General features: G+C 39.9%; 19 protein-coding genes and 1 pseudogene. 11 read left to right on the plus strand and 9 right to left on the minus strand.

The window, feature by feature from the left end:
• The first annotated feature begins 7 nt into the window (after nt 1-7).
• The 4 genes from DI060_RS07945 (at nt 8) to DI060_RS07960 (ending at nt 4,419) form a co-directional block, all read left to right on the plus strand.
• Nucleotides 8-1,015, plus strand: coding sequence for a helix-turn-helix transcriptional regulator (locus tag DI060_RS07945; RefSeq protein ID WP_108975450.1), 1,008 nt, complete (start codon nt 8-10; stop codon nt 1,013-1,015).
• The gene (locus tag DI060_RS07950; RefSeq protein ID WP_108975452.1) at nt 1,005-2,486 is read left to right on the plus strand and encodes a DUF2779 domain-containing protein; all 1,482 of its coding nucleotides are present in this window, start codon (nt 1,005-1,007) and stop codon (nt 2,484-2,486) included. The genes DI060_RS07945 and DI060_RS07950 overlap by 11 nt, the downstream gene beginning before the upstream one ends.
• 3 nt (nt 2,487-2,489) lie before the next feature.
• Complete coding sequence (locus DI060_RS07955; RefSeq protein WP_108975454.1) at nt 2,490-3,536, plus strand: alpha/beta hydrolase; 1,047 nt, start codon at nt 2,490-2,492, stop codon at nt 3,534-3,536.
• Between the two features lie 67 nt (nt 3,537-3,603).
• On the plus strand, nt 3,604-4,419 hold the full coding sequence (locus tag DI060_RS07960; RefSeq protein WP_108975456.1) for an LIC13212 family protein: 816 nt from the start codon (nt 3,604-3,606) through the stop codon (nt 4,417-4,419).
• A gap of 1 nt (nt 4,420) precedes the next feature.
• On the opposite strand, the gene DI060_RS07965 is transcribed toward DI060_RS07960, so the two are convergent.
• Nucleotides 4,421-4,639, minus strand: a complete 219-nt coding sequence (locus DI060_RS07965) for a hypothetical protein (RefSeq protein WP_108975458.1) — start codon at nt 4,637-4,639, stop codon at nt 4,421-4,423.
• Nucleotides 4,640-4,644: 5 nt separating this feature from the next.
• Nucleotides 4,645-5,994, minus strand: coding sequence for an MFS transporter (locus tag DI060_RS07970; protein ID WP_108975460.1), 1,350 nt, complete (start codon nt 5,992-5,994; stop codon nt 4,645-4,647).
• A gap of 113 nt (nt 5,995-6,107) precedes the next feature.
• Between DI060_RS07970 and DI060_RS07975 the strand changes: the two genes are divergently transcribed.
• From DI060_RS07975 to lpxD, 3 genes are all read left to right on the plus strand, one after another.
• On the plus strand, nt 6,108-6,305 hold the full coding sequence (locus DI060_RS07975; RefSeq protein WP_282097141.1) for a (2Fe-2S)-binding protein: 198 nt from the start codon (nt 6,108-6,110) through the stop codon (nt 6,303-6,305).
• Complete coding sequence (locus DI060_RS07980) at nt 6,302-6,943, plus strand: RibD family protein (RefSeq protein WP_108975461.1); 642 nt, start codon at nt 6,302-6,304, stop codon at nt 6,941-6,943. The genes DI060_RS07975 and DI060_RS07980 overlap by 4 nt, the downstream gene beginning before the upstream one ends.
• An 83-nt stretch (nt 6,944-7,026) precedes the next feature.
• Nucleotides 7,027-8,094, plus strand: coding sequence for a UDP-3-O-(3-hydroxymyristoyl)glucosamine N-acyltransferase (gene lpxD / locus DI060_RS07985; RefSeq protein WP_108975463.1), 1,068 nt, complete (start codon nt 7,027-7,029; stop codon nt 8,092-8,094).
• Nucleotides 8,095-8,154: 60 nt separating this feature from the next.
• On the opposite strand, the gene DI060_RS07990 is transcribed toward lpxD, so the two are convergent.
• The 3 genes and pseudogenes from DI060_RS07990 to DI060_RS08000 all read right to left on the minus strand — a co-directional run.
• Nucleotides 8,155-8,544 (minus strand): LIC_13241 domain-containing protein, encoded by a 390-nt coding sequence (locus DI060_RS07990; protein ID WP_108975465.1) that lies wholly within the window; start codon nt 8,542-8,544, stop codon nt 8,155-8,157.
• Entirely contained in the window at nt 8,541-9,530 is a 990-nt protein-coding gene (locus tag DI060_RS07995; RefSeq protein WP_108975467.1) for an LIC_10091 family lipoprotein, read from the minus strand. The genes DI060_RS07990 and DI060_RS07995 overlap by 4 nt, the downstream gene beginning before the upstream one ends.
• A pseudogene (locus DI060_RS08000) lies at nt 9,527-10,315 on the minus strand (formylglycine-generating enzyme family protein); the annotation flags it as partial. The gene DI060_RS07995 and the pseudogene DI060_RS08000, both read right to left, overlap by 4 nt.
• An 82-nt stretch (nt 10,316-10,397) precedes the next feature.
• Here DI060_RS08000 and DI060_RS08005 point away from each other — a divergent pair.
• Complete coding sequence (locus DI060_RS08005) at nt 10,398-11,918, plus strand: M14 family metallopeptidase (protein ID WP_209452001.1); 1,521 nt, start codon at nt 10,398-10,400, stop codon at nt 11,916-11,918.
• Here DI060_RS08005 and mazG read toward each other — a convergent pair.
• Nucleotides 11,863-12,738, minus strand: a complete 876-nt coding sequence (gene mazG / locus DI060_RS08010) for a nucleoside triphosphate pyrophosphohydrolase (protein WP_108975474.1) — start codon at nt 12,736-12,738, stop codon at nt 11,863-11,865. The genes DI060_RS08005 and mazG overlap by 56 nt on opposite strands.
• Nucleotides 12,739-12,787: 49 nt before the next feature.
• Between mazG and DI060_RS08015 the strand changes: the two genes are divergently transcribed.
• The gene (locus tag DI060_RS08015; protein WP_439956894.1) at nt 12,788-13,360 is read left to right on the plus strand and encodes a DUF6580 family putative transport protein; all 573 of its coding nucleotides are present in this window, start codon (nt 12,788-12,790) and stop codon (nt 13,358-13,360) included.
• Here the strand turns inward: DI060_RS08015 and DI060_RS08020 are convergent.
• The gene (locus DI060_RS08020) at nt 13,357-15,180 is read right to left on the minus strand and encodes a chloride channel protein (RefSeq protein ID WP_108975478.1); all 1,824 of its coding nucleotides are present in this window, start codon (nt 15,178-15,180) and stop codon (nt 13,357-13,359) included. The genes DI060_RS08015 and DI060_RS08020 overlap by 4 nt on opposite strands.
• Nucleotides 15,181-15,283: 103 nt before the next feature.
• Here DI060_RS08020 and DI060_RS08025 point away from each other — a divergent pair, with 103 nt between their 5' ends.
• Both DI060_RS08025 and DI060_RS08030 read left to right on the plus strand, forming a co-directional pair.
• Nucleotides 15,284-15,991, plus strand: a complete 708-nt coding sequence (locus DI060_RS08025) for an LIC10920 family plasminogen-binding lipoprotein (protein WP_108975481.1) — start codon at nt 15,284-15,286, stop codon at nt 15,989-15,991.
• Nucleotides 15,966-17,198 (plus strand): ATP-binding protein, encoded by a 1,233-nt coding sequence (locus tag DI060_RS08030; protein WP_108975483.1) that lies wholly within the window; start codon nt 15,966-15,968, stop codon nt 17,196-17,198. Before DI060_RS08025 ends, DI060_RS08030 begins: the two co-directional genes overlap by 26 nt.
• On the opposite strand, the gene DI060_RS08035 is transcribed toward DI060_RS08030, so the two are convergent.
• Nucleotides 17,199-18,152 carry a polyprenyl synthetase family protein gene (locus DI060_RS08035; RefSeq protein ID WP_108975485.1) on the minus strand — a complete coding sequence of 318 codons (954 nt, stop codon included), beginning with the start codon at nt 18,150-18,152 and terminating at the stop codon, nt 17,199-17,201.
• Entirely contained in the window at nt 18,153-19,043 is an 891-nt protein-coding gene (locus tag DI060_RS08040; protein ID WP_108975487.1) for a transglutaminase-like domain-containing protein, read from the minus strand. It lies immediately after the preceding gene.
• Nucleotides 19,044-19,053 lie beyond the last annotated feature (10 nt).

Raw genomic sequence — 19,053 nt, forward strand, 5'->3', positions numbered from 1 at the left:
AAGAGAAATGAGTGAAGACTTGGATGAGGATTTCGATTTTTTAGATGTGAAAAAGATGAATGAGACGGAAGTGCGTCTGTTCAATCTACTTTTCAATCTAATCAAAGAACCAAAAGGGATTTCCTTCCAAAAGATCCGCCGCCTTCTCCCTAGACACTACCACAATGAAGATATAGAATCAGATCGAAAAAAACTCTATAGAGACTTAAATCAATTGAAGTCTCTTGGATTCAATATCAAGGTCTCTTCTTTTGGTTACCAATCAGAAGACCTATATCCATACTACATTGAAAAAGAGTCGGCAACACAAACTCTTCGTTTGGACGAATCCGAATTAAGATTTTTATCCTTACGACTTTCCCGAGAAGACCTTTCGCAAGATGAAAATTTACGTTCACTCGCCCAAAAACTTTTTTATGGTCATCTGGATTTATTTCCTAAAGGTGCGAAACCATTCTCGGCACCTGCCTCTAAAAACAAAGAAGAGGAATCAAATCTTTCCAAAATTCTTCAAGCTCTCAAAGATAAACGGGCCATTTCAATCTTATATGGATGGGATACGAAAGAAAGGATCATAGAGCCGTATCGATTGATCCGCAAAAAAACAGAGGATGTCTATTTACTAGCTTATGATCGTGGCAAAAAAGAGATTAGGACGTTTGTTATCTCTAGAATCGTCGTAAAACGAGAGTTAAAGGAAGAATTTCTTTCAAACTTAAAAATATCGCAGAGTGATACCAACTTACAGCCATTGTCTTTCCACTTCCATGACAAAAAAAGAATACGACTTTCCATCCAAGAATCCTATCTGGAGAGTTTCATCCAAAGTCTCCAGGCTTATCCATACCAAATCCAAGACAACATTCTTGAAATCGAGACGACAAATGAAGAGGCCCTCTTCCCCTTCTTCTTAAAATACCCTGAGGCATTGCAAAAAGATTCAGATCCAATCTTTATCAAAAACTTCCAGACTTATACAAATCAACTCTTAGAGAGCTACTTGGTTGCAAAGTAAACCTATACAATTCCCGATTAATAAATCTTCCTATTTACAATTTTCACATTGCGCCAACTCATTTTACCTCAGAAACCAAAACCTAGTCGAAAAAAACCAAAATACCTTTTCCGGAAGTTTGGAGTGGAAAGAGTTTCAAAACATTTGTTTATCACAATTTGAATCTGTAAGGATCATAAACCCCGAACTGAGTAAACCCCAGCAAATCGAAGAGACCAAAAAAGGGATTCTTGAGCGAGTTCCTGTATCGGGTGGACAATTATTGTTTGGGCAAATGATCTGCTTTACAGAGTTTTTGTATCCTGACGAGAACGGAATTTCTTGGACACTCTATGATTTTAGACCCGTTAGTTCGCACAAACTTGATATCCTAAGGTCTTTATTCTTCCAAAATAAAATACTGAGCCTACTTGCCATTCCGATCAGTGATACAAAACTTATAAAAATTAATCCAAGTTATATTTTAGAAGGCAATTTCAATGCAAAAGAATACCTTTCAGTTGAATCAGTGGCAGATCGTTTAAAGAGAGAAGAAGAACGATTTGAACTTGAGTGGAAAGACTTTCAAAGTTTTGTGGAACAGCATGATTTTTCCTTTCCCATCCAAGGCTACAAACATTGTAACTCGCCTAAATCTTGTATTGCATCAAATCAATGTTATCCGCAGGAAAAAAATTTTGAAATTTTTGATCTACGGGAAGCACATGATCTTGGTCCAAAATTTTTCCAAGCAGGATTCCGATTTTTAAAAGATTTACCAGAAGAGGAGCTGAACCCGATACAAAGGATCCAAGTCACTGCCCATCGTAATGAGGAAGTCTACTTTGACCTAGGCGCTCTTAGTAAATTTTTAGAAACAGATTCCGATCTAGTAGCATTTCTGGATTTTGAAACCATCAATCCAGCCATTCCCATATTTGAAGGTACAAAACCATTCCAACACTGCCCTTTCCTCTATTCTATCCATATCTGGGATCAAAATTCCGAATCACCTATCCACCATAGTTATATCCATCATCCGGAGAATGGTGACCCAAGAAAGATCGTTTTACAAAAGTTATTTGAAGATCTTCCAAAAGAGGCAACCGTATACTGTTTTAATGATTTTTTTGAAAAACAAGTGATCGAAAACCTTGTCGAGCAACACCCAGAAAACCGTACAGAATGGCACATTCGTAGAGAAAATTTCAAGGATTTGGCAAAGCCTTTTAAACACTTTTGGATCTACTCTCCAAAACAAAAAGGCAAAGCTTCCTTAAAGGAGATTTTACCTGCATTTTTTGACATAAGTCATGAATCTCTGTCGATCAAACTTGGACAAGATGCCAATTACCAGTACTTGCGACTTTTAAAAAAGCAGGTGACAGAAGATGAAAAACTTCGTGTTTTGGAAGATTTAGAAAACTATTGCAAGATGGACAGCTATGCATTGTTTTTGTTATATCAGATGATTCGGCAAAAAATCGGTTAATTTATGTTAGGTATCAAACGCTCGTTAGCTCAGTTTGCTTTATCCATTCCTGAAAATTGGGTGCAAACAGTGTTTGGAACCGTAACCGAAAGTTCTGGACAAGTATTAAATCCGCAGTGCCAGTTGTTATGCAATTTTGCCCGTATCCTTCCTAAACTAGAAAGTTTACCTCCTAGCAAAGCTAGGAAATTGTACCTCGAAAATACAAAGATGCTCCAGACAGATCCCATTCCCGTTGCCCATTTAGAGGACAAACTCATCCCAACTCCTTCTGCTTCTTTTATTCCACTTAGGATTTACAATGCAAACCCTCAAAAAGGAAACCAAGGCATCATCTTGTACATCCACGGAGGGGGATTTACCATCGGGTCGATCGAAACCCACGATGAATTTTGCCGTCGTCTTTCCTATTTTTCCCAATCCATTGTAGCCGCAGTTGACTACCGCCTGGCACCAGAACACCCCTACCCAGCAGCCCTCGAGGATTGTTTCCAGGCCTACCAATACATTCGAAACGTGGCCTATCTCATGGGTGGCTCTCCTGACAAGATTGCAGTTGCGGGGGATAGCGCTGGTGGACTTCTTTCGATTGCACTGGCATTACGTGCCAAAAAAGAAAAGACTCCCCTCCCGGCCTTTCTCGGGCTTCTCTATCCCATGACAGATTGCAGCCGAGAGTCTTCCACCTATGAAGAATTTTCTGAAAACTTTGTGCTCACCCGGGCTACGATGCGTTGGTTCATCCAAAACTACATCCCGGAAGTGGCTGACCGCAGTCTGCCTTACCACTCTCCTCTCCTTTTGGAAGCGAAAGATGTAAAGGGTTTTCCAGCTACCTATCTGGCAACGGCCGGCTTCGACCCTTTGCGCGAAGAAGGGGATCAATTTGCAGAACTCCTCCTAGCAGCGGGCCAAAAAGTATCACACCGCCATTTCCCCAATCTCATCCATGGTTATGTCCACTACTCCCATGTGTCCAAAGCCGCTGAGGCAGCTGAGATGGATTTTTTCCAATCCTTACGGAACTTTTTTGAGACCAGAAAAATCTAGGGACAGGGCTTAAGTATCGGTAGCAATTTTTTCGATAGTATAAAGGAATGAAAGTTCGAGGTATTTCATGACCCTACGTCAATCCGCACTAATCCTTTCTATGAGTCTTTTGGGTGGCATCTCCACAACGATCTGGGCAGAAAAACCCGTTTCTATGACCTTAAAAGACCGAGATACCCAAAAGCAAATCGATGCGCAGAGATCCTCTGGTTTTGCTGATAATGAAATCGACACCCTGCATGCCACGATCTCCGAACACTTAACAAAAATGAAAAAATTACAGGACTTAGGTGTAGACAAAACGGCTTCTCAGTATTTAGGACATACACCCGATACACTCAAAGACTTGTTTTTAAAAGATGCAGAAGGCAAACTCTACCTGGAAATCAAACTCCCACAAGGGCAATCATACATCGATTGGCCAAAAGTCTATTTATATGATGGTTTGGCATTCGTGTATCCAAAAGCAGATTTCACTGAACTCGATCGTATCATACTTATGTTTAAGCGTGTGAACGCTGATGGTACAGTCTACGTCAAAGAAATGAGACGTCTTGTGAATCCTTCACCAAAGAACCAAAGTACGGAAAAAGACGAAAAGGGAGAGTTCAAAATTGACCCCAATTCTGACATCCAGTTGGAGTATTACCAGGCTCTCACCTCAGATACGATTTGGCCAAATGTTCCTGTGCAAAAAGTACAACCAAACATCACTATGGTGTTAAACGATGCAAAAGACCCGCTACCTTACGACAAACAAAAACATATCATGCTGACTTATAAGAAAATGCTTCGCAAGATTAGCAAACACACAGAACGTAAATTGCGAAACATGGAATTGGACCAAAAGCAGTTGATCACAAAGATAATCGACTACAATTAAACTATCCTTGTTGTCTCTTTTTGAGGAGCTGCGATATTGTCTGCTCCTCGGTTACATACTTTCTCTTTAAATACGAAATCGCATTGTTGATAAAGAAGGGAACACTCTTCTCTGCATCTAACAAATCAAGCTTAATTTGCATCAATTCATCTATGGTAGCCAGAGCCAGTTTTCTTTGGCTCTGGTGCAGTTCGAAGTCGTCTTCTGTATCCACGATCATTGGGATTACTCTTTAAACTCCTGAGCTGCTTTGATTCCTCGCTCTTCATCTACCAAAAGATTTATGAGAAGGGAAATGAGATAAAATAGGGCAACAACCAAAAAGGCATTCTTTAGACTCACTATGGTTTGGATAAATCCAAAAAGGAATAGGCCCGCAGCCGCCGCGATCTTTCCAGAAAGACCCCACATCCCAAAGAATTCACCTGATTTTGACTCTGGTGAAAAGATACCGACCATGGCTCGCGAAGCAGATTGGGTCGAGCCGAGCCCCATTCCAGCAAGAGAGGAGATGGCAACAAATACCCATTGGACAGTCCAGGAAGTGCCTAACACAGAATTAAAAAATTGCGTGAGGTCTGCAACGATGTAGATCAATCCGCAGACTGCCAACCACAGAACTAGAGTTAAATTAAATGTCTTCTTTGCCCCAATGTTGTCTTGGATCACACCAAAAGCAAGTGCTCCTAAAGCAGCCGAAATTTGAATAAAAATAAACATTACCTGTTTGTGTTGCGCTTCTATGTGAATCTCTTGTGAGCCATAAATGAACGCAAAGGAAATCACAATAGCAAGAGCCGCCATCGTAAAAAAGAGAGAGACCAAATACACCATCAAATCACGGAAATGACTTGCATCCTTCAATGTAGTCACTACCCTTCGGATTCCTTCTTTTAAAAAACTGATATTTGAAGGATGTCCCATTGGTAATTTTGGCTCTTTTAAGAAAATAAAAGTAGGGATAGCAGCTAACATAAAAAATACGGCTGTATAAGGACCAACTAATTTTAGATTTTCAAAATTGGAAAGTGTATAATCACCTAAAGTAGTCGCTAAAACTACGGAACCAATCCCACCAAAATAACCAATTCCCCATGCATAACCGGAAATCTTTCCAAGATCTTCTTTTTCCCCTAAAAACGGAAGAAAGCTCGAGGCAAAGTTTTCACCAGAAGCGAAAAAGAAATTTGAGATTGCTACCAAGACAAAGCCTAACCAAATCATTCCTGGGTTCACATAGTAAAGAGCAAAGGTAGCAACCACACAACCCACATAACTCAAGAATAAAAAAAGTTTTTTGGTAGACGAGTAGTCTGTTATGGCTCCAAAGAGAGGGCCGGTCAGAACAACAAATAGATAAGAGATGGCCAATGCCCATGCCCACAATGAATTTCCATGTTGAAAAGGATTAACAGAATTTGGATCAGAAGGAACAATTAGCTGAGTAAAAATTTCACAATAAACGACGCTAATGATTACAGTTGTATAAGATGAATTCGCAAAGTCGAACATACACCAGCCGAAGATCTGCAAATTTCGGCTTTTTTTTCTTTCGGGAGACAGGTCATGTGTCATAAAGTTTCCTGGATTTTTCCTTTTCTTTCGTAATTAAAGAGTTTCCAACGATTTTGAAAATCTGTCAAATGATAAGTACAGCCATGGATGACGGAATTGATTTAAATTCTCTAATGCGACCAAAAAGAGTCTGTCTATGTCGGATGGTGACAGAAAGAGAATTGGTCGACGCAATCCATGCCGGGGCAAACAATCTAGAACTTATCCGTGAAAAAACGAATGCAAGTACCGGCTGTGGAACTTGTATCGGACTGGTCAGTCGGATCCTACAAAGGGAATTGAATGATCTCTCCAAGAGGAAGACTGAATGAAGATCTCAATAAACATGGCGATGACTTTGGATGGAAAAGTTGTTCGCCCCGATGGCAAATGGTATGGACTTACTTCACCTGAAGATAAAAAACAAATGGATGTCTACAGGTCTCAGTCCGATGCACTCCTTTTGGGAAAAAATTCCATACTTATGGACAATCCCGTCGTGAAAATTCGCAGTATTCCCAATGCACTCAACCCTAGACCAGTCATTCTACTCAGACAGGGAACCATCCCTTCCGATAAACATGTATTTGATGAATCGGATCATATCCCTCTCATCATCTGCACCAGAGGAAATATGAAGGAAGTCAAGGCTAGCTTAGAAAACAAAGCTGAAATATTTGCTCTAGATGCTGATGAAATAGAACCAAAAAAGATCACTGGAATCCTAAAACGAAAAGGATACAAAAATGTTCTCTTGGAAGGAGGGCCAAAGTTAAATTTTTCTTTTTTTGAAGAAGATTTAATCGACCGTATCTACATTACTTTGGTTCCCTATTTGATCGGAAAGACAGGGCTTGCAGGAATAGCGGACGGAATGTCCCCTATTCCTGAATTTGACCAAAAAAATTGGACGCTCACCCAGAGCATAACAAAGGGAAATGAAATTTTTTTAACCTACGACAAACGATAATTTTTTCAAATCACTATCGGGAATGAGCTTGGAAAAAAAATCCTCCTTCCCGAATCTGTTTAATACTGTTCATTATAAATTCTATGAAAACACGTAGCCTTTTCGAAATCACAAAACTTTTCCCTGATGCAAAAGTACTCCATTGCCCAGATCCAAATCTCATTCATTTCACTGAAGTAAGGCCACTTAGCCACACCGAAGGAGAATTTCTTGCGGTACTAAATTCAAAGGCCTTTGTGAAAGAGGCCAAATCTAGTTTGGCTAAAGTAATTGTGACGACAGAAGAGTTAGCGGCATTACTCACAGAAGCAAGGGTTTGTTTAATTGTAAAAAATGCAGAACTCGCCCTCATTGAAATATTAAACTATGTACATCCACCGGCAGTTCCTAATGGAAAGATATCGCCTCATGCAATCATTGCTCCCTCTGCCAAAATAGGCTCTGGTACTCAAATCGGACATTTTGTTACCATTGGGGAGAATGCCGTGATCGGAAATAATTGTATCATCGCAGATGGTGTCAAAATCGAAAACGATGTCTCCATTGGTGATGAGGCAAGGATTGGCATGAACTGTGTTTTTTATCACGGAACTCGCATCGGAAATCGATTTACGGTATTTGGCAACACTAGCATAGGCGGAGACGGTTTTGGTTTTACCTTTGCCAATGGAAAACACAACAAAATTCCGCAAGTAGGCAAAGTGGTCATAGGCGATGATGTAGAAGTTGGTTCAAATTGCACTATTGATCGTGGTGCTTTGACAGATACCATTATAGGGAATGGTTGTAAGTTTGATAATATGGTACACATCGCACATAATTGTAAGATTGGGAACCATGTCATCATTGCAGGGCAATCAGGACTAGCGGGAAGTGTAACATTAGGAAATCATGTGATCATTGGAGGAGCTTGCGCTATCAGTGACCATTTAACACTTGTGGATGGAACAATCATTGCTGGTGGGAGTTCACTTCGCACTTCTCCAAAAACTAAGGATGTCTATATTGGATGGGATCTTGGACTCACTTATCCTGAATTCCAAAAATATAGGGTGAATGTGAAGAATATAGTGCATCTCAATAAATGGATCAAAAGAATTAAAGATTTAGAATCAAAACTTGGCATACAAGTTGAAGATCCCAAAGACTGATCCAAAAAAGTAGAAGAAACCTTACTTATTCACAAGCGATAGAGCTTTTGCTGGACAAATCTATTCTTTGGTTTCCAGATAAAGGTCCAATTTTTCTTGAACTGCATCTCTTAAGGTAGCAAGGCTCATTTCCATTCTCTTTTGGTCTTCGTTTTCCCAAACGAATGTCCCTGAGTATTTTCCGATGCTCACATAAAACAAAACAGGTGGATTTTTTTTGAAACGATGGTGTTCCGCCAAACGAACAGTAAATGAACCCATCTCTGACAAAAGAGATTCAAAGACTGTTTCGGAATATAAAAATCGCCACTTAAACGGACTTTCTTTCAGGATCTCCTCCACCGATTCGATGGGGGGATACAATTGGAGAAATAACTTGGCATCCTTTTGCACTATTTCATTGATAATATCCAAATCTGCGATTGAGATCCGCTCTCTTTCTGGATTCACGATTTTGGTAGACCTGTGACTATAGTGATCCCATTCTTTTTATCCACCTCTCCCCCTTCCTCCATAATGATGTCCGAACGAAGTGTCCTCGGTTGAGAAAGCCATACTTGAAAATTGTTGACTTTTTGTACACAATAATGAAATCCGATGGATGTGGAAAGATCAGAACCAGGAGACCATGGAAACTTGTTTTGTTTCACCGATATTGTTCTAACAACAAGAGAAGACTCATTTACTGGAAGGTTTTTGATCGATCTGATAAAACTTGGTGGGTATTTAAAATATTCTTCTGCATTGCTGAAGTACAAAACTCCTATTGTCCTGCCTGTCTTCTTTAAGGTATCACCTATGCTATTTAAGGTGATATCCCCCAATAAACTTCCTTTGACAGGAAAAATCCGACCTTGCAACGCAAGATTTCGAATATAGGCGTATTGCTCATCATCTGTTTGGAACATCTTGTAATTGTACAAGTCAGATGTGATTTTGTTTGTACGATGTCGTTTCTTGACAAATTTTAAAGTATTCGTGAAAATTTGTTTGTAATGGTTTGGATTTGGTAAGTTTTTTTCGATAAGTGCAAAGGATTCAGCTTGGTTCTCTTTTTTATATCTACTTAAGAAGACTTCCTTATTTGGAGATTCTTTCAGAAACATAACCATCATTTGATTGGCGGAAACAACGACTTGCGTAAAATCCATAAGGTAAATAAAATCAGACTTTGCCCACGCAGCAAGTGTTAGGTTTTGTTCAGAGCCAACACCTAAGTATACATTACCCAAATTTTTTACATGAGGTATCAATAAATCCAATCTATCCTCATTTGAAACAGTTGTGTCACCGATATCCCAGCGAGTCGGTTTGAGAATCTCCTGTTCTACCTGAGTTAGCTTTGGCCAATCTGCTTCCGAGGATTGTTTTTGGAACGCACTTGCACAATGGGAAAGAATTAAAATAAGAGCGAAAAACGAGAATCTATATTTCATGGTACATCTTTAGCGCAACGAAAACCAAAGTGATGGTATTCGGGAAAATTTTCTGGTATATGTGACCTTCTGTATGAGCCTCTTGCCATATTGCCAGGCCACCACCATGAACCACCCTTTACGATTTTTTTAGAATGTCCAGGACATTCCTCCTTTCCATTGCACGGACCCTTAGGATTTTTTCCAAAACATGCCCCACCGCATTTTTCATAAGATTCGCTATACCAATCTTCAACCCATTCCCACGAATTGCCCGCCATATCATAGAGGCCATAATGCCCAGCCTCCCGAGAACCAACAGCTTGTGTAGTCATCTGATGAGGTTTTAATGAAATCTCTTTAAAACATCCTTTGTGACCATTCTCCTCAATAATCGCATTTTGGCAGTTAGCTGGTGAAGAGCCCCATGGGTAGAGGTCGCCACTCGGTCCACGGCTGGCCTTTTCCCATTCAGATTCTGTGGGTAGCCGTTTACCTTTCCATCGGCAGTATTCTTTGGCAGTATACCAACTAACACCCACAATCGGCTGTTCATCTCGCATATAGATTTTGCCATACCGTGGTCCAATGTAATCGCATTTGTGATCTTTCAAACAAGCAGAACAATATCCGGCTTTCAAACAAGAATTAAAGTCTCTGTTTGTAACTTCATACACATCCATAAAATAATCATCGAGATAAATGGTGGCCTGAGGCCTTTCGTTTACTTCAAATTGGTTGGATCCTCTGATAAATTCTCCCTTCGGAATACAGGACATCCCATCGATTTTGATTCCTTTGCAAGGAAGGACAATAGACTCTTCGACTGTCTTGTTTCTAGATAGACAAGATAAGAAGCTTAGAACGATGCTTAGTATGGATATACGAATGTACATAAAATCTTTTGGTCTATCTACTAAAATGGCACTCTCAAGCATATTGCTTTGCCAGCTAGTATCTTGCCTATCTTTTTCAATCAAACAGAAAATACCTATCTCTCCTCTAAGTGACCCAAATCTATGGATCCTTGCACGCATTCCAAAATCATCTCTCCAGGACTGGAAGGCATTCACACAGAAATCAAATTGGGAAATCCAATTTGAAGAATCCGAGCAATACTACTTTCGCGTTAAAAAATCAGACTGGGACACTAATTGGAATCAGTTTCCTGATCTAAAGATAGAATCTAAAGCAAAAGGATTCCAATTCTATGCTGACGAGTACCAAAGGCAGATCAAAAAAAATAACTTCGAAATGACAGACCTTTACTCAGGTTATAAAGATAATATATTAAACGCAAGGTATTTAAAAGAAATCCAAAAGAGATTCCCGAACTATACAAAATTGGAAGCAATAGGAGAATCAAAAGAAGGATTACCCATCTACGCTTTGGAGATAACAAAACAAAACTGGAACCTCGGAAACAAAGTATCTGTGCTATTTAGTTGCGGTATTCATGCAAATGAAGCCAATGCAACTGACCATTGTTATGATATTATTTTCCATCTATTGACCAATGAAACATTTAAGAAAAAGTATTTAGAACATTTAAGTATTTGGGTCATACCGATCGCAAATCCAGGTGGCGCGCAAGCGTTTTGGAAAGAAAATGTTCTATATGGAAGAAAGAATAGCGCCACCGAAAATCCCTTGGGTGTTGATTTAAATCGAAATTTCCCAATCAATTGGGGAGCTAGTAATTCTAATTTTTCATCTTCCAAAAAGGACAATCCTTACTATAGAGGCACCAGTGCTGCTTCTGAATTGGAAACCCAGGCCTTAATACGTCTAGCTGAAAGAGAACGATTTGTTGCATCCATGAGTGTCCATGCCTTTGCCAATACACTCTTATATCCTTACACGGATGTTGATCTCAAGCCATCATTGCCAAATTTAGCGGAGACCTTCGGCAAGAATATCCAAGGAAATATCGGAAGTAGCAATCCCGAAAAACCATTTTTACTTAAAAATCGTTTGTATCCAGTTGATGGAACGGATCAAGATTTTTATTATTTCGAATATGGAACTCTCGCCTACATTTTTGAAACTTCTCACTTAAATCCAGAATACAAATATGTAAATCAGATCGTGAAGAACTATAGAAAACTATGGATACAGATGTTAGATGAGGTACTCTATGGCAAGAAAATTCTTTTGCGAATCAAGGATGAATCTGGTGCAAGCTTAGAAGCTGATGTGGCAGTCTCCAGTATTTCATATTTCCAAAATGAAAAAAGAAGGTCAAAGCCATCTTCTGGTATCTTTTACCAATATTTAGGAAATCTAGGAGAAGATGGCGTGATCGTAATACGATCAAAAGAAGGAGTCGAGATTACATTGCCCATTCAAGCGACTACTTCTTGGAAGATTCAGGAGATCCAGATGAAGCGGAATCTTTCTGGGCTTTAATCCTTTGCTTCGCTTCCTCCCAAATCAGATCTAATTCCGATAACGGTTTATCTTGGAATGTTTCATTTCTTTCACGAAGGATTTGTTCAAGGGTTCGAAATCTTGTCTCAAACTTTTGGTTTGCTTTTCGTAAACATACTTCCGGTTGTATTGAAAGTTTTCCTGCAAGGTTCACTAAAACAAAAAGTATATCACCTAACTCATCTTCTATATCTTCCTGATAGGCAATCTTATTTCCGTCCATCTTTGGCGAAGGACCAATGGCATCTTGGAGCTCCTGGATTTCTTCTTTTAGTTTATCAAAAATATCCAAAGGATGGTCCCAATCAAAGCCCACTTTGGAAACCTTTTTCTGGATCTTTTCGGAACGCAAAATAGCAGGAAAGGATTTCGGGATACCATCTAAGATGGATTCCTCTTTTTTGTTTTGTTTGGCTTTCTCCATCTCTTTGATCGCATCCCACTGTTTTACAACTGCATCGCTATCGATTCCTTTTTTTTCCTGGTACACATGGGGATGCCTTCGCACCAACTTATCAAAAACAGTTTGCACCACATCCTTGAACTGGAAGGCATTTCTCTCCGCTGCCAACTCTGCATGGAAGAGAATATGAAAGAGAAGATCTCCCAACTCTTCTTTTAAGTTTTCATCGTCCCTTGTTTCAATAGCTTCAATCACTTCATAAGATTCTTCTAATAAGTGCGGGATGATGGTCAGATGGTTCTGCTCCCGATCCCAGGGACATCCCTCAGGACTCCGAAGGTCTTTTGTCAATTGGAGCAAATTTTGGAGAGGATCGCCGTGGCTTGGGACTTTCATACTCTCCCCATTTATGGGCTCAGCTTAAGCAGAAAAACCAATTTTTCTCTTGTCTGAATCTTCTTTGTTAAAATTCTATCACTATATGTTCTCAAGAAGACTATTCACTGTTCTTTTTATGGTCCTAGTGGCAGCGGCAAGTCGCCTTCTCCCCCATCCACCGAATTTTACACCCATTCTCGCGGTCTCGCTTTTTGCTGGCGCCTACATTGTGCCTAGGAAGTGGGCGTTTCTCGTGCCTGTAGTAGCGATGTTCCTCTCCGATCTCGTCATCGGTCTCCATGAGTTGCTACCTTTAGTGTATCTCTGTATGATGCTCTCTGTATTTTTAGGAAGCCACTTGGGCCAAAAGCCAAAGTTAACTTCCACTTTTGGTTTAAGCGTTCTTTCCTCTGTTTTCTTTTTCTTTGTGACAAACTTAGCGGTTTGGCTTACATCGGGGATGTATAGCTTAGATTGGATAGGATTTATTTCTTGTTTTACCTTAGCCTTGCCTTTCTTCCAAAATAGCATCGTCGGAGATCTATTCTTCACGGGAGTACTTTTTGGTTCTATGTATGTCATTGAAAAGACGTGGTTAGGACAAAGCGAAGCTGTTTATGTCCGAGCAAACAAAGGTTAGTTTTCGGAGGACTTCCTCGAATACAGTCGTATCTCTTCTTGGTAAGCATTAAAAAAGTCTAAATAACGAAGGTAACCCAAACAACGGTTATCTTCGTCAACCATAGCCAATTTATCCACATCATACTGTAGCATCAACCTGAGCCCTTTGCCCAAGGTATCCTTTGCCTTAAGTGCAGGTACTTCTTCACAGATTTCACTACAGGTTATGAGATGCACCAAATAAGCCTCGTCCTCGGGCTGGATGCGGGCCTTTCTTAAAGAAACGATGCCAAGGTATGTTTCCTTCTCTCCCTCGACGACTATAAAATCACTCGCTTGGATACCTGGTGCTTTTGTGTGAAGTTCCGTCAATGGTGTCGATGCCTGAATCATCGCAAACTTTCTAAACTCAGAAAAATGTTTATCAATCGTAATGCGATCCATGATATCTTGGTTCATATCCCAGTGGTGAGAGGGTGAAAAAAAACGGTTTTGCACCTGGTGTTTGTATATAGACATTTTGTTGGAAAGGATTGCTGCTATCACTGATACAATCATAAGTGGCGGAAGAAGATTATAACTTCCTATCATATCACAGACCATAATCATACCTGCAATGGGAGCTCTTGCTACTCCGGCAAAAAAGGAGCCCATACCCACCAAAATAAATGGGAAAATGAGAATGCCTAATTCTGGAAATAGTATTTGTGCTAAAGAAGAAACAAACCCACCTAACATACCACCTATAAAGAAGGAAGGTCCTAATAAACCCGCTGAGCCACCCGAAGCCACAGTGAATGAGGTAGATAGTATTTTCATCAAGGCAATCAAAAGGAAAAAAACTGGCCCAGAAAGGCCAAAGTGGTAGGATTTGATTTCTTCACCAGTGATGAACTTTTGTAAAAACCCAAATCCTGATCCAAGTATTTCTGGAAAGATCAGAGCGATGCTACCAACAAACACTCCACCCACGGCCGGCTTTAGGTAGTTTGGGATATTCCAATTCTGGAATCTCTCGCGGATCCAATGGTAGAATCGAACAAAGATAAATCCAAATGCAAAGGAAAAGAGCCCCAAACAAACATAGAATGGGATATGACGATAGTCTCTGAGTGTATAATCCTCAACAGAGAAAACGGAACCTGATCCAGCTAAACTTGTAAAGGTGAGATAAGCAGAAACGGAAGAGAGGATGCAAGGGACCAAGGAATCACTTTCAATGTCTTCTTTGTATACCATTTCCACGGCGGTGATTGCACCACCCAAAGGGGCTCGGAAGATGGCCCCCAATCCCCCGGCGGTACCAGCCAGTAATAGTGTCCTTCTAGCTCTTGCACCGACACCCAATAGTTCACCTAACAAGGAACCAAACCCAGCACCAATGTGCGCAGTTGGACCCTCTTTACCCCCAGAACCACCACTCCCGAGAGTGATCATTGTGGCAACGGCTTTGAAAAAAGGTAACTGTTTAGGAATCTTACCCTCGTTAAAGTGAAAAGCTCGGATCAGTGCATCGGTGCCTCCGCCCGCCGCCTCTGGGCAAAAACGATAGATGATCCATCCCGAAATGAGTCCGCCGAGAACTGGTAGAAAGAAAACCCAAAGGTAATTGAAACTTGTTAGAGGGAATGAAAAGGAGAAATGCACATCTCCCTTGGGAAGGCCTGTTTCGTATCCTACCAAACGATGGAAACTAAACCCTTCTGCTAAAGACAACATCAAGTTAAAGCCATAGGCTCCTATGCCAGACAAAACACCTATGAGGAGAGAATAGACATAAATAGACCTAGGACCTTGTATGCTCAAATAGCTTCGAATTTTCTGCTTTGCAATGAGCATGTACACAAACTTTTAAGGTTCCCTTTTTTTAAAAAGGAAAATTCAAATTATACCCAGGTAATGGACTTGACTCCCCTTAGCCTGGGATTTACTCTTTCAGTGTATGTCTCCACGGCTGGTATTGCTCTTCAGTATTATTCTGCTTATCTTTGCATGTCGCTATAAAAACCAAAATAAGGCCGATTTAACTATATTGGGTACACTTAACAATGACCCAGCTTTATACTTCTTAGGAGAGATTGATAGCTCTGTGACGACAAGTTGCGGGACAGCGAGCCCTGCAACCACCACTGCTACAACGCAGACAGGTCAGACGACACCTACCCAGACTACTAGCTCAACTACAACAAACACTCGTTTTTCGGTCTTTTCACAATTGGTCATGAAGACCAAAGAAACTCTGAACATTCGGTTTATTTACGATGTAACTCAGACTCAAGGTAGGATCGACCCTCAGCAAGGTTTTATTCTTTCTGGTGGACTCTTTGGTAACACAGTGAGTGGTACGCAAGGTACGGTAAAGTGGTTTAACCAAGGAGTGAATGTCGACCAAAGCATTTCAGGCCAACAGACTCTTTCCTTTTTTAACATAGAAGTCAATCTACTGGGAACTTACACCCCTGGCGCCTCATCGACAAACTTAAACTCCTGTAACACTTTAGATGGAGTCAATTGTACCTCTGGTCAGTCGGCTACACAATGCTTTACCTCGGACAATAGGACATGTTTAGTTCAATCCAGCTCGGGTACTGCAAGTGTTAATATCCAGGGAAAGTTAAACTGTAATGCTCCCAACATTGTCCCTCAGTGATATCCTTTTACTTGCTGTTCTTGCCCTTCTATTCTCTTTAATCCCTCTCTTTTTTTTCTTTTTGTATAGGTTTCGAAATCGTCCGAGCCAAAACAGAGAAAGTCCAAGGAACGATGAAGAGAATGAACTTTCTTTTTTAAAGTCGGAAATCGCTAGGCAAGAAAAACAAATCCAACAATTGAACCTTGCCTATGACGATGCACTCTTGTATATCCAAGATTTAAAAACCAATCTAATCTTTAATCAGAAAATGAGCCAGATCGGTAAACTCTTTGCGGGCATTGCTCATGAACTGAATAATCCCATCAGTGCCATCAAAGCATCAACAGATACGGTGATAGAGACCATCACACATGAAATCCAAAACATTGCGAAGGCGAAGGAAATTCTTGTCTCGATTGAAGAAAGTGAAATAGAACAACTCATAGAGACAGTTCTAAAAAATAAAAATTTCTCAGCTGTTTCGAGTTATACAGAAAGAAGAGAACAGAAAAAAAAATTAAAAACTATTCTAGAATCACATAATCTAGATCCATCCGAAGAAGACTTAGAAAAAATTTTGGATACAGGTCTCATTGAACCAAATGATGGTGATTTATCACTCCTTTATCATAAGAATACTGCATTGAAAAATTATATTTTGTCTGTGCGCAATTTAAACCAACATCTTTCTATCATTCAAATTGCAACTGATAGAGCCGCGAGTATTTTGCTCGCTTTAAAAAAATTCTCAAAATCGAGCAGGAGAGAAATCTCGGAAGTTAAGTTTAAATTATGTGAGAATATCGAAACTGTTTTAACAATCTATCAATACCAGATGAGGGGAAAAGTTTCTTTGACCAAAACTATCACCTGTGATGCGCTTCTGCTTGGTTTTCCCGAAGAGCTCTACCAAGTTTGGACAAATCTAATCTTAAATGCATTGCAAGCTATGAAATTTAACGGCAACATCATGATCTACACCAAAGTGCTAAACGAGAATTGGGTAGAAGTAAGGATTCGTGACAATGGCCCAGGGATTCCAATAGATCTTCAAAAAAAGATTTTCGATGCTGATTTTACAACAAAGAACCTAGGCGAAGGCAGCGGTCTTGGATTGCAAATTTCCAAATCAATTATAGAAAAACATAGAGGAACTATTTCTGTAATATCAGATCCAGGAAAGACCGAGTTTATCATCCAATTGCCGGTATTGGAATTTTGTTAGCTAAGTGAGTTTTTCTATTTGAGATTGAAAGAGTGTCTTTTCGGCTGAGTCTGGAAATTGCGAAATAAAGGTATAAAAATATTCGGTTTCGGATTTAAACTCATTTGTTAATTTTTGTTCGATTTGATAGTCGCTTAACATTTGTAATATTTGCCTTTCATCGTTCGATGTTTTTTCAGGCTTTGCGACAAGTGAGTCTACCGACTTTTTAAATTTATTGGGAATATCTCTCTTTAAGATCAAAATAGGATATGTGAACAAACCATTATGGAAATCTTTAAATTTATCTTTTCCACTTTCTGAGCTGGCATAAAAATAATCCAAACAATCATCTTTCTTTTGGAAAAGTTTGCCCAAACGAATTCCGAATTCTGATAGTGACTTTGTTTCCTTCTCATTTAATCCGCAAAGAATAGCAGCGCTCGCAGTGCAGGCTCCAAACAACGAAGCTGTTTTGCCGTAAATAATGGAATCATAGATCTTTAAAGTGATGGCCGGTTTCTTTTCCCATTCCATCTGCAAAAGTTCGCTCACACTTAAATCTTTAAGAACTTGGGAGAAGAGAGACATGATCTTTGGGTTACCAAGCGCATTGAGTCGATTGATTCCACATGCGAGAAGATAGTCACCCGCTAAAATCGCTGTCTTGTTTCCAAATCTTGCACCGACTGTCTGTTTACCTCTTCTTTGAGAGGCATTGTCCACAACATCATCATGCAAGAGGGAAGCTGCATGGATAAGTTCAGCAACGGCACCTACATCCTTCCACTGATCACCTTGGTAGGCTAAAAGTTTTGTGACCAAATAGTGTGTGAGTGGGCGAATCCTTTTGCCACCAGAAGCAATTACATAAGATTTGATCTCCTTAAGAACCTTTAGGTCCTCAGAGATTATCTTATCAAGTTGCGAATCAAAAATCTTTATGAGTTTGGGGAGAACAAGTTTCGCTGACATCTACTCTACATGAGTTCGACTTTCTAAAATCGATAATTGTTCACTAATCTGTTGCTCCATTTCCTTGGATGACTTTTCTCGATACATATGGATTAAATTTCGGCACATTCTCTTAATAATAGAAAGTGTGCTCGCTTTGGTAAAATACTTTGAAGAAAGCGGGTAACCATTTGCTTCTAAGAACTTTTCGCAGGTAAATCGATCTAACAGAACACCACCATGGAAGGGGTCAATGTAGGTAAAATAGGAATCTGATTCATATTGTAAGAGGAAGTGCAGAGGTAGATTGGTTCCATAGAGGGGAAGTCCCAAACGTTGAGCGACCAGAAGATAGACTACCGACAGAGAAATGGGAATCCCCAACTTACTTTTGATGACGTGATACAAATAGGAGTTGGAGGGGTCATTGTAATTTTGGATATTTCCAACAAAACCTTCTTCTTGGAACATCACCTGTACCAACAATTGAACTTTGAGCTCATCGGAAAGGTGACCTTCGTGCTCATCAAACAACTCAGACACCCGCAAAGCAATGCGGTCTAACTCTTTTGCAATTTCAGAATACTTTTGTGTTGGGTATGCAAGACTAGATAACTGAACAACAGACTCCTCTAAATCTTTGTAATGACTCGCATTGCCACGAAGTGTTAACTTAAAGAAGCTATGTCGAATTCTATATTTAAAAATATCTTCAAATACAGCTCTAGCCATTACTCTAAGGACAGGATCTTTCACTTCTTCGGTTGCTTCTTCTATGGACATTTGCCATGGAATTCGCGAAGCTATCATTTTTAAGAGGAAACGTTTTTTTTCAGGTGGGGCAACTTCCCACTCAAACAATAATCTTGTTATGTCTTCAGATGAAAAATGAGGTTGTTGCCCAGATGCCATGCAAGAATAT

Source organism: Leptospira ryugenii, from assembly GCF_003114855.1.
GTDB classification, from domain to species: Bacteria; Spirochaetota; Leptospiria; order Leptospirales; family Leptospiraceae; genus Leptospira_A; species Leptospira_A ryugenii.

What these genes read in the sequence shown, in the direction of transcription:
- DI060_RS07945 (WP_108975450.1), top strand. Translation starts at nt 8, where the DNA reads ATGAGTGAAGACTTGGATGAGGATTTCGATTTTTTAGATGTGAAAAAG.
- DI060_RS07955 (WP_108975454.1), top strand. Translation starts at nt 2,490, where the DNA reads ATGTTAGGTATCAAACGCTCGTTAGCTCAGTTTGCTTTATCCATTCCT.
- DI060_RS07960 (WP_108975456.1), top strand. Translation starts at nt 3,604, where the DNA reads ATGACCCTACGTCAATCCGCACTAATCCTTTCTATGAGTCTTTTGGGT.
- DI060_RS07965 (WP_108975458.1), bottom strand. Translation starts at nt 4,639, where the DNA reads ATGATCGTGGATACAGAAGACGACTTCGAACTGCACCAGAGCCAAAGA.
- DI060_RS07970 (WP_108975460.1), bottom strand. Translation starts at nt 5,994, where the DNA reads ATGACACATGACCTGTCTCCCGAAAGAAAAAAAAGCCGAAATTTGCAG.
- DI060_RS07975 (WP_282097141.1), top strand. Translation starts at nt 6,108, where the DNA reads ATGCGACCAAAAAGAGTCTGTCTATGTCGGATGGTGACAGAAAGAGAA.
- DI060_RS07980 (WP_108975461.1), top strand. Translation starts at nt 6,302, where the DNA reads ATGAAGATCTCAATAAACATGGCGATGACTTTGGATGGAAAAGTTGTT.
- lpxD (WP_108975463.1), top strand. Translation starts at nt 7,027, where the DNA reads ATGAAAACACGTAGCCTTTTCGAAATCACAAAACTTTTCCCTGATGCA.
- DI060_RS07995 (WP_108975467.1), bottom strand. Translation starts at nt 9,530, where the DNA reads ATGAAATATAGATTCTCGTTTTTCGCTCTTATTTTAATTCTTTCCCAT.
- DI060_RS08005 (WP_209452001.1), top strand. Translation starts at nt 10,398, where the DNA reads ATGTACATAAAATCTTTTGGTCTATCTACTAAAATGGCACTCTCAAGC.
- mazG (WP_108975474.1), bottom strand. Translation starts at nt 12,738, where the DNA reads ATGAAAGTCCCAAGCCACGGCGATCCTCTCCAAAATTTGCTCCAATTG.
- DI060_RS08020 (WP_108975478.1), bottom strand. Translation starts at nt 15,180, where the DNA reads ATGCTCATTGCAAAGCAGAAAATTCGAAGCTATTTGAGCATACAAGGT.
- DI060_RS08025 (WP_108975481.1), top strand. Translation starts at nt 15,284, where the DNA reads ATGTCTCCACGGCTGGTATTGCTCTTCAGTATTATTCTGCTTATCTTT.
- DI060_RS08030 (WP_108975483.1), top strand. Translation starts at nt 15,966, where the DNA reads ATGCTCCCAACATTGTCCCTCAGTGATATCCTTTTACTTGCTGTTCTT.
- DI060_RS08035 (WP_108975485.1), bottom strand. Translation starts at nt 18,152, where the DNA reads ATGTCAGCGAAACTTGTTCTCCCCAAACTCATAAAGATTTTTGATTCG.
- DI060_RS08040 (WP_108975487.1), bottom strand. Translation starts at nt 19,043, where the DNA reads ATGGCATCTGGGCAACAACCTCATTTTTCATCTGAAGACATAACAAGA.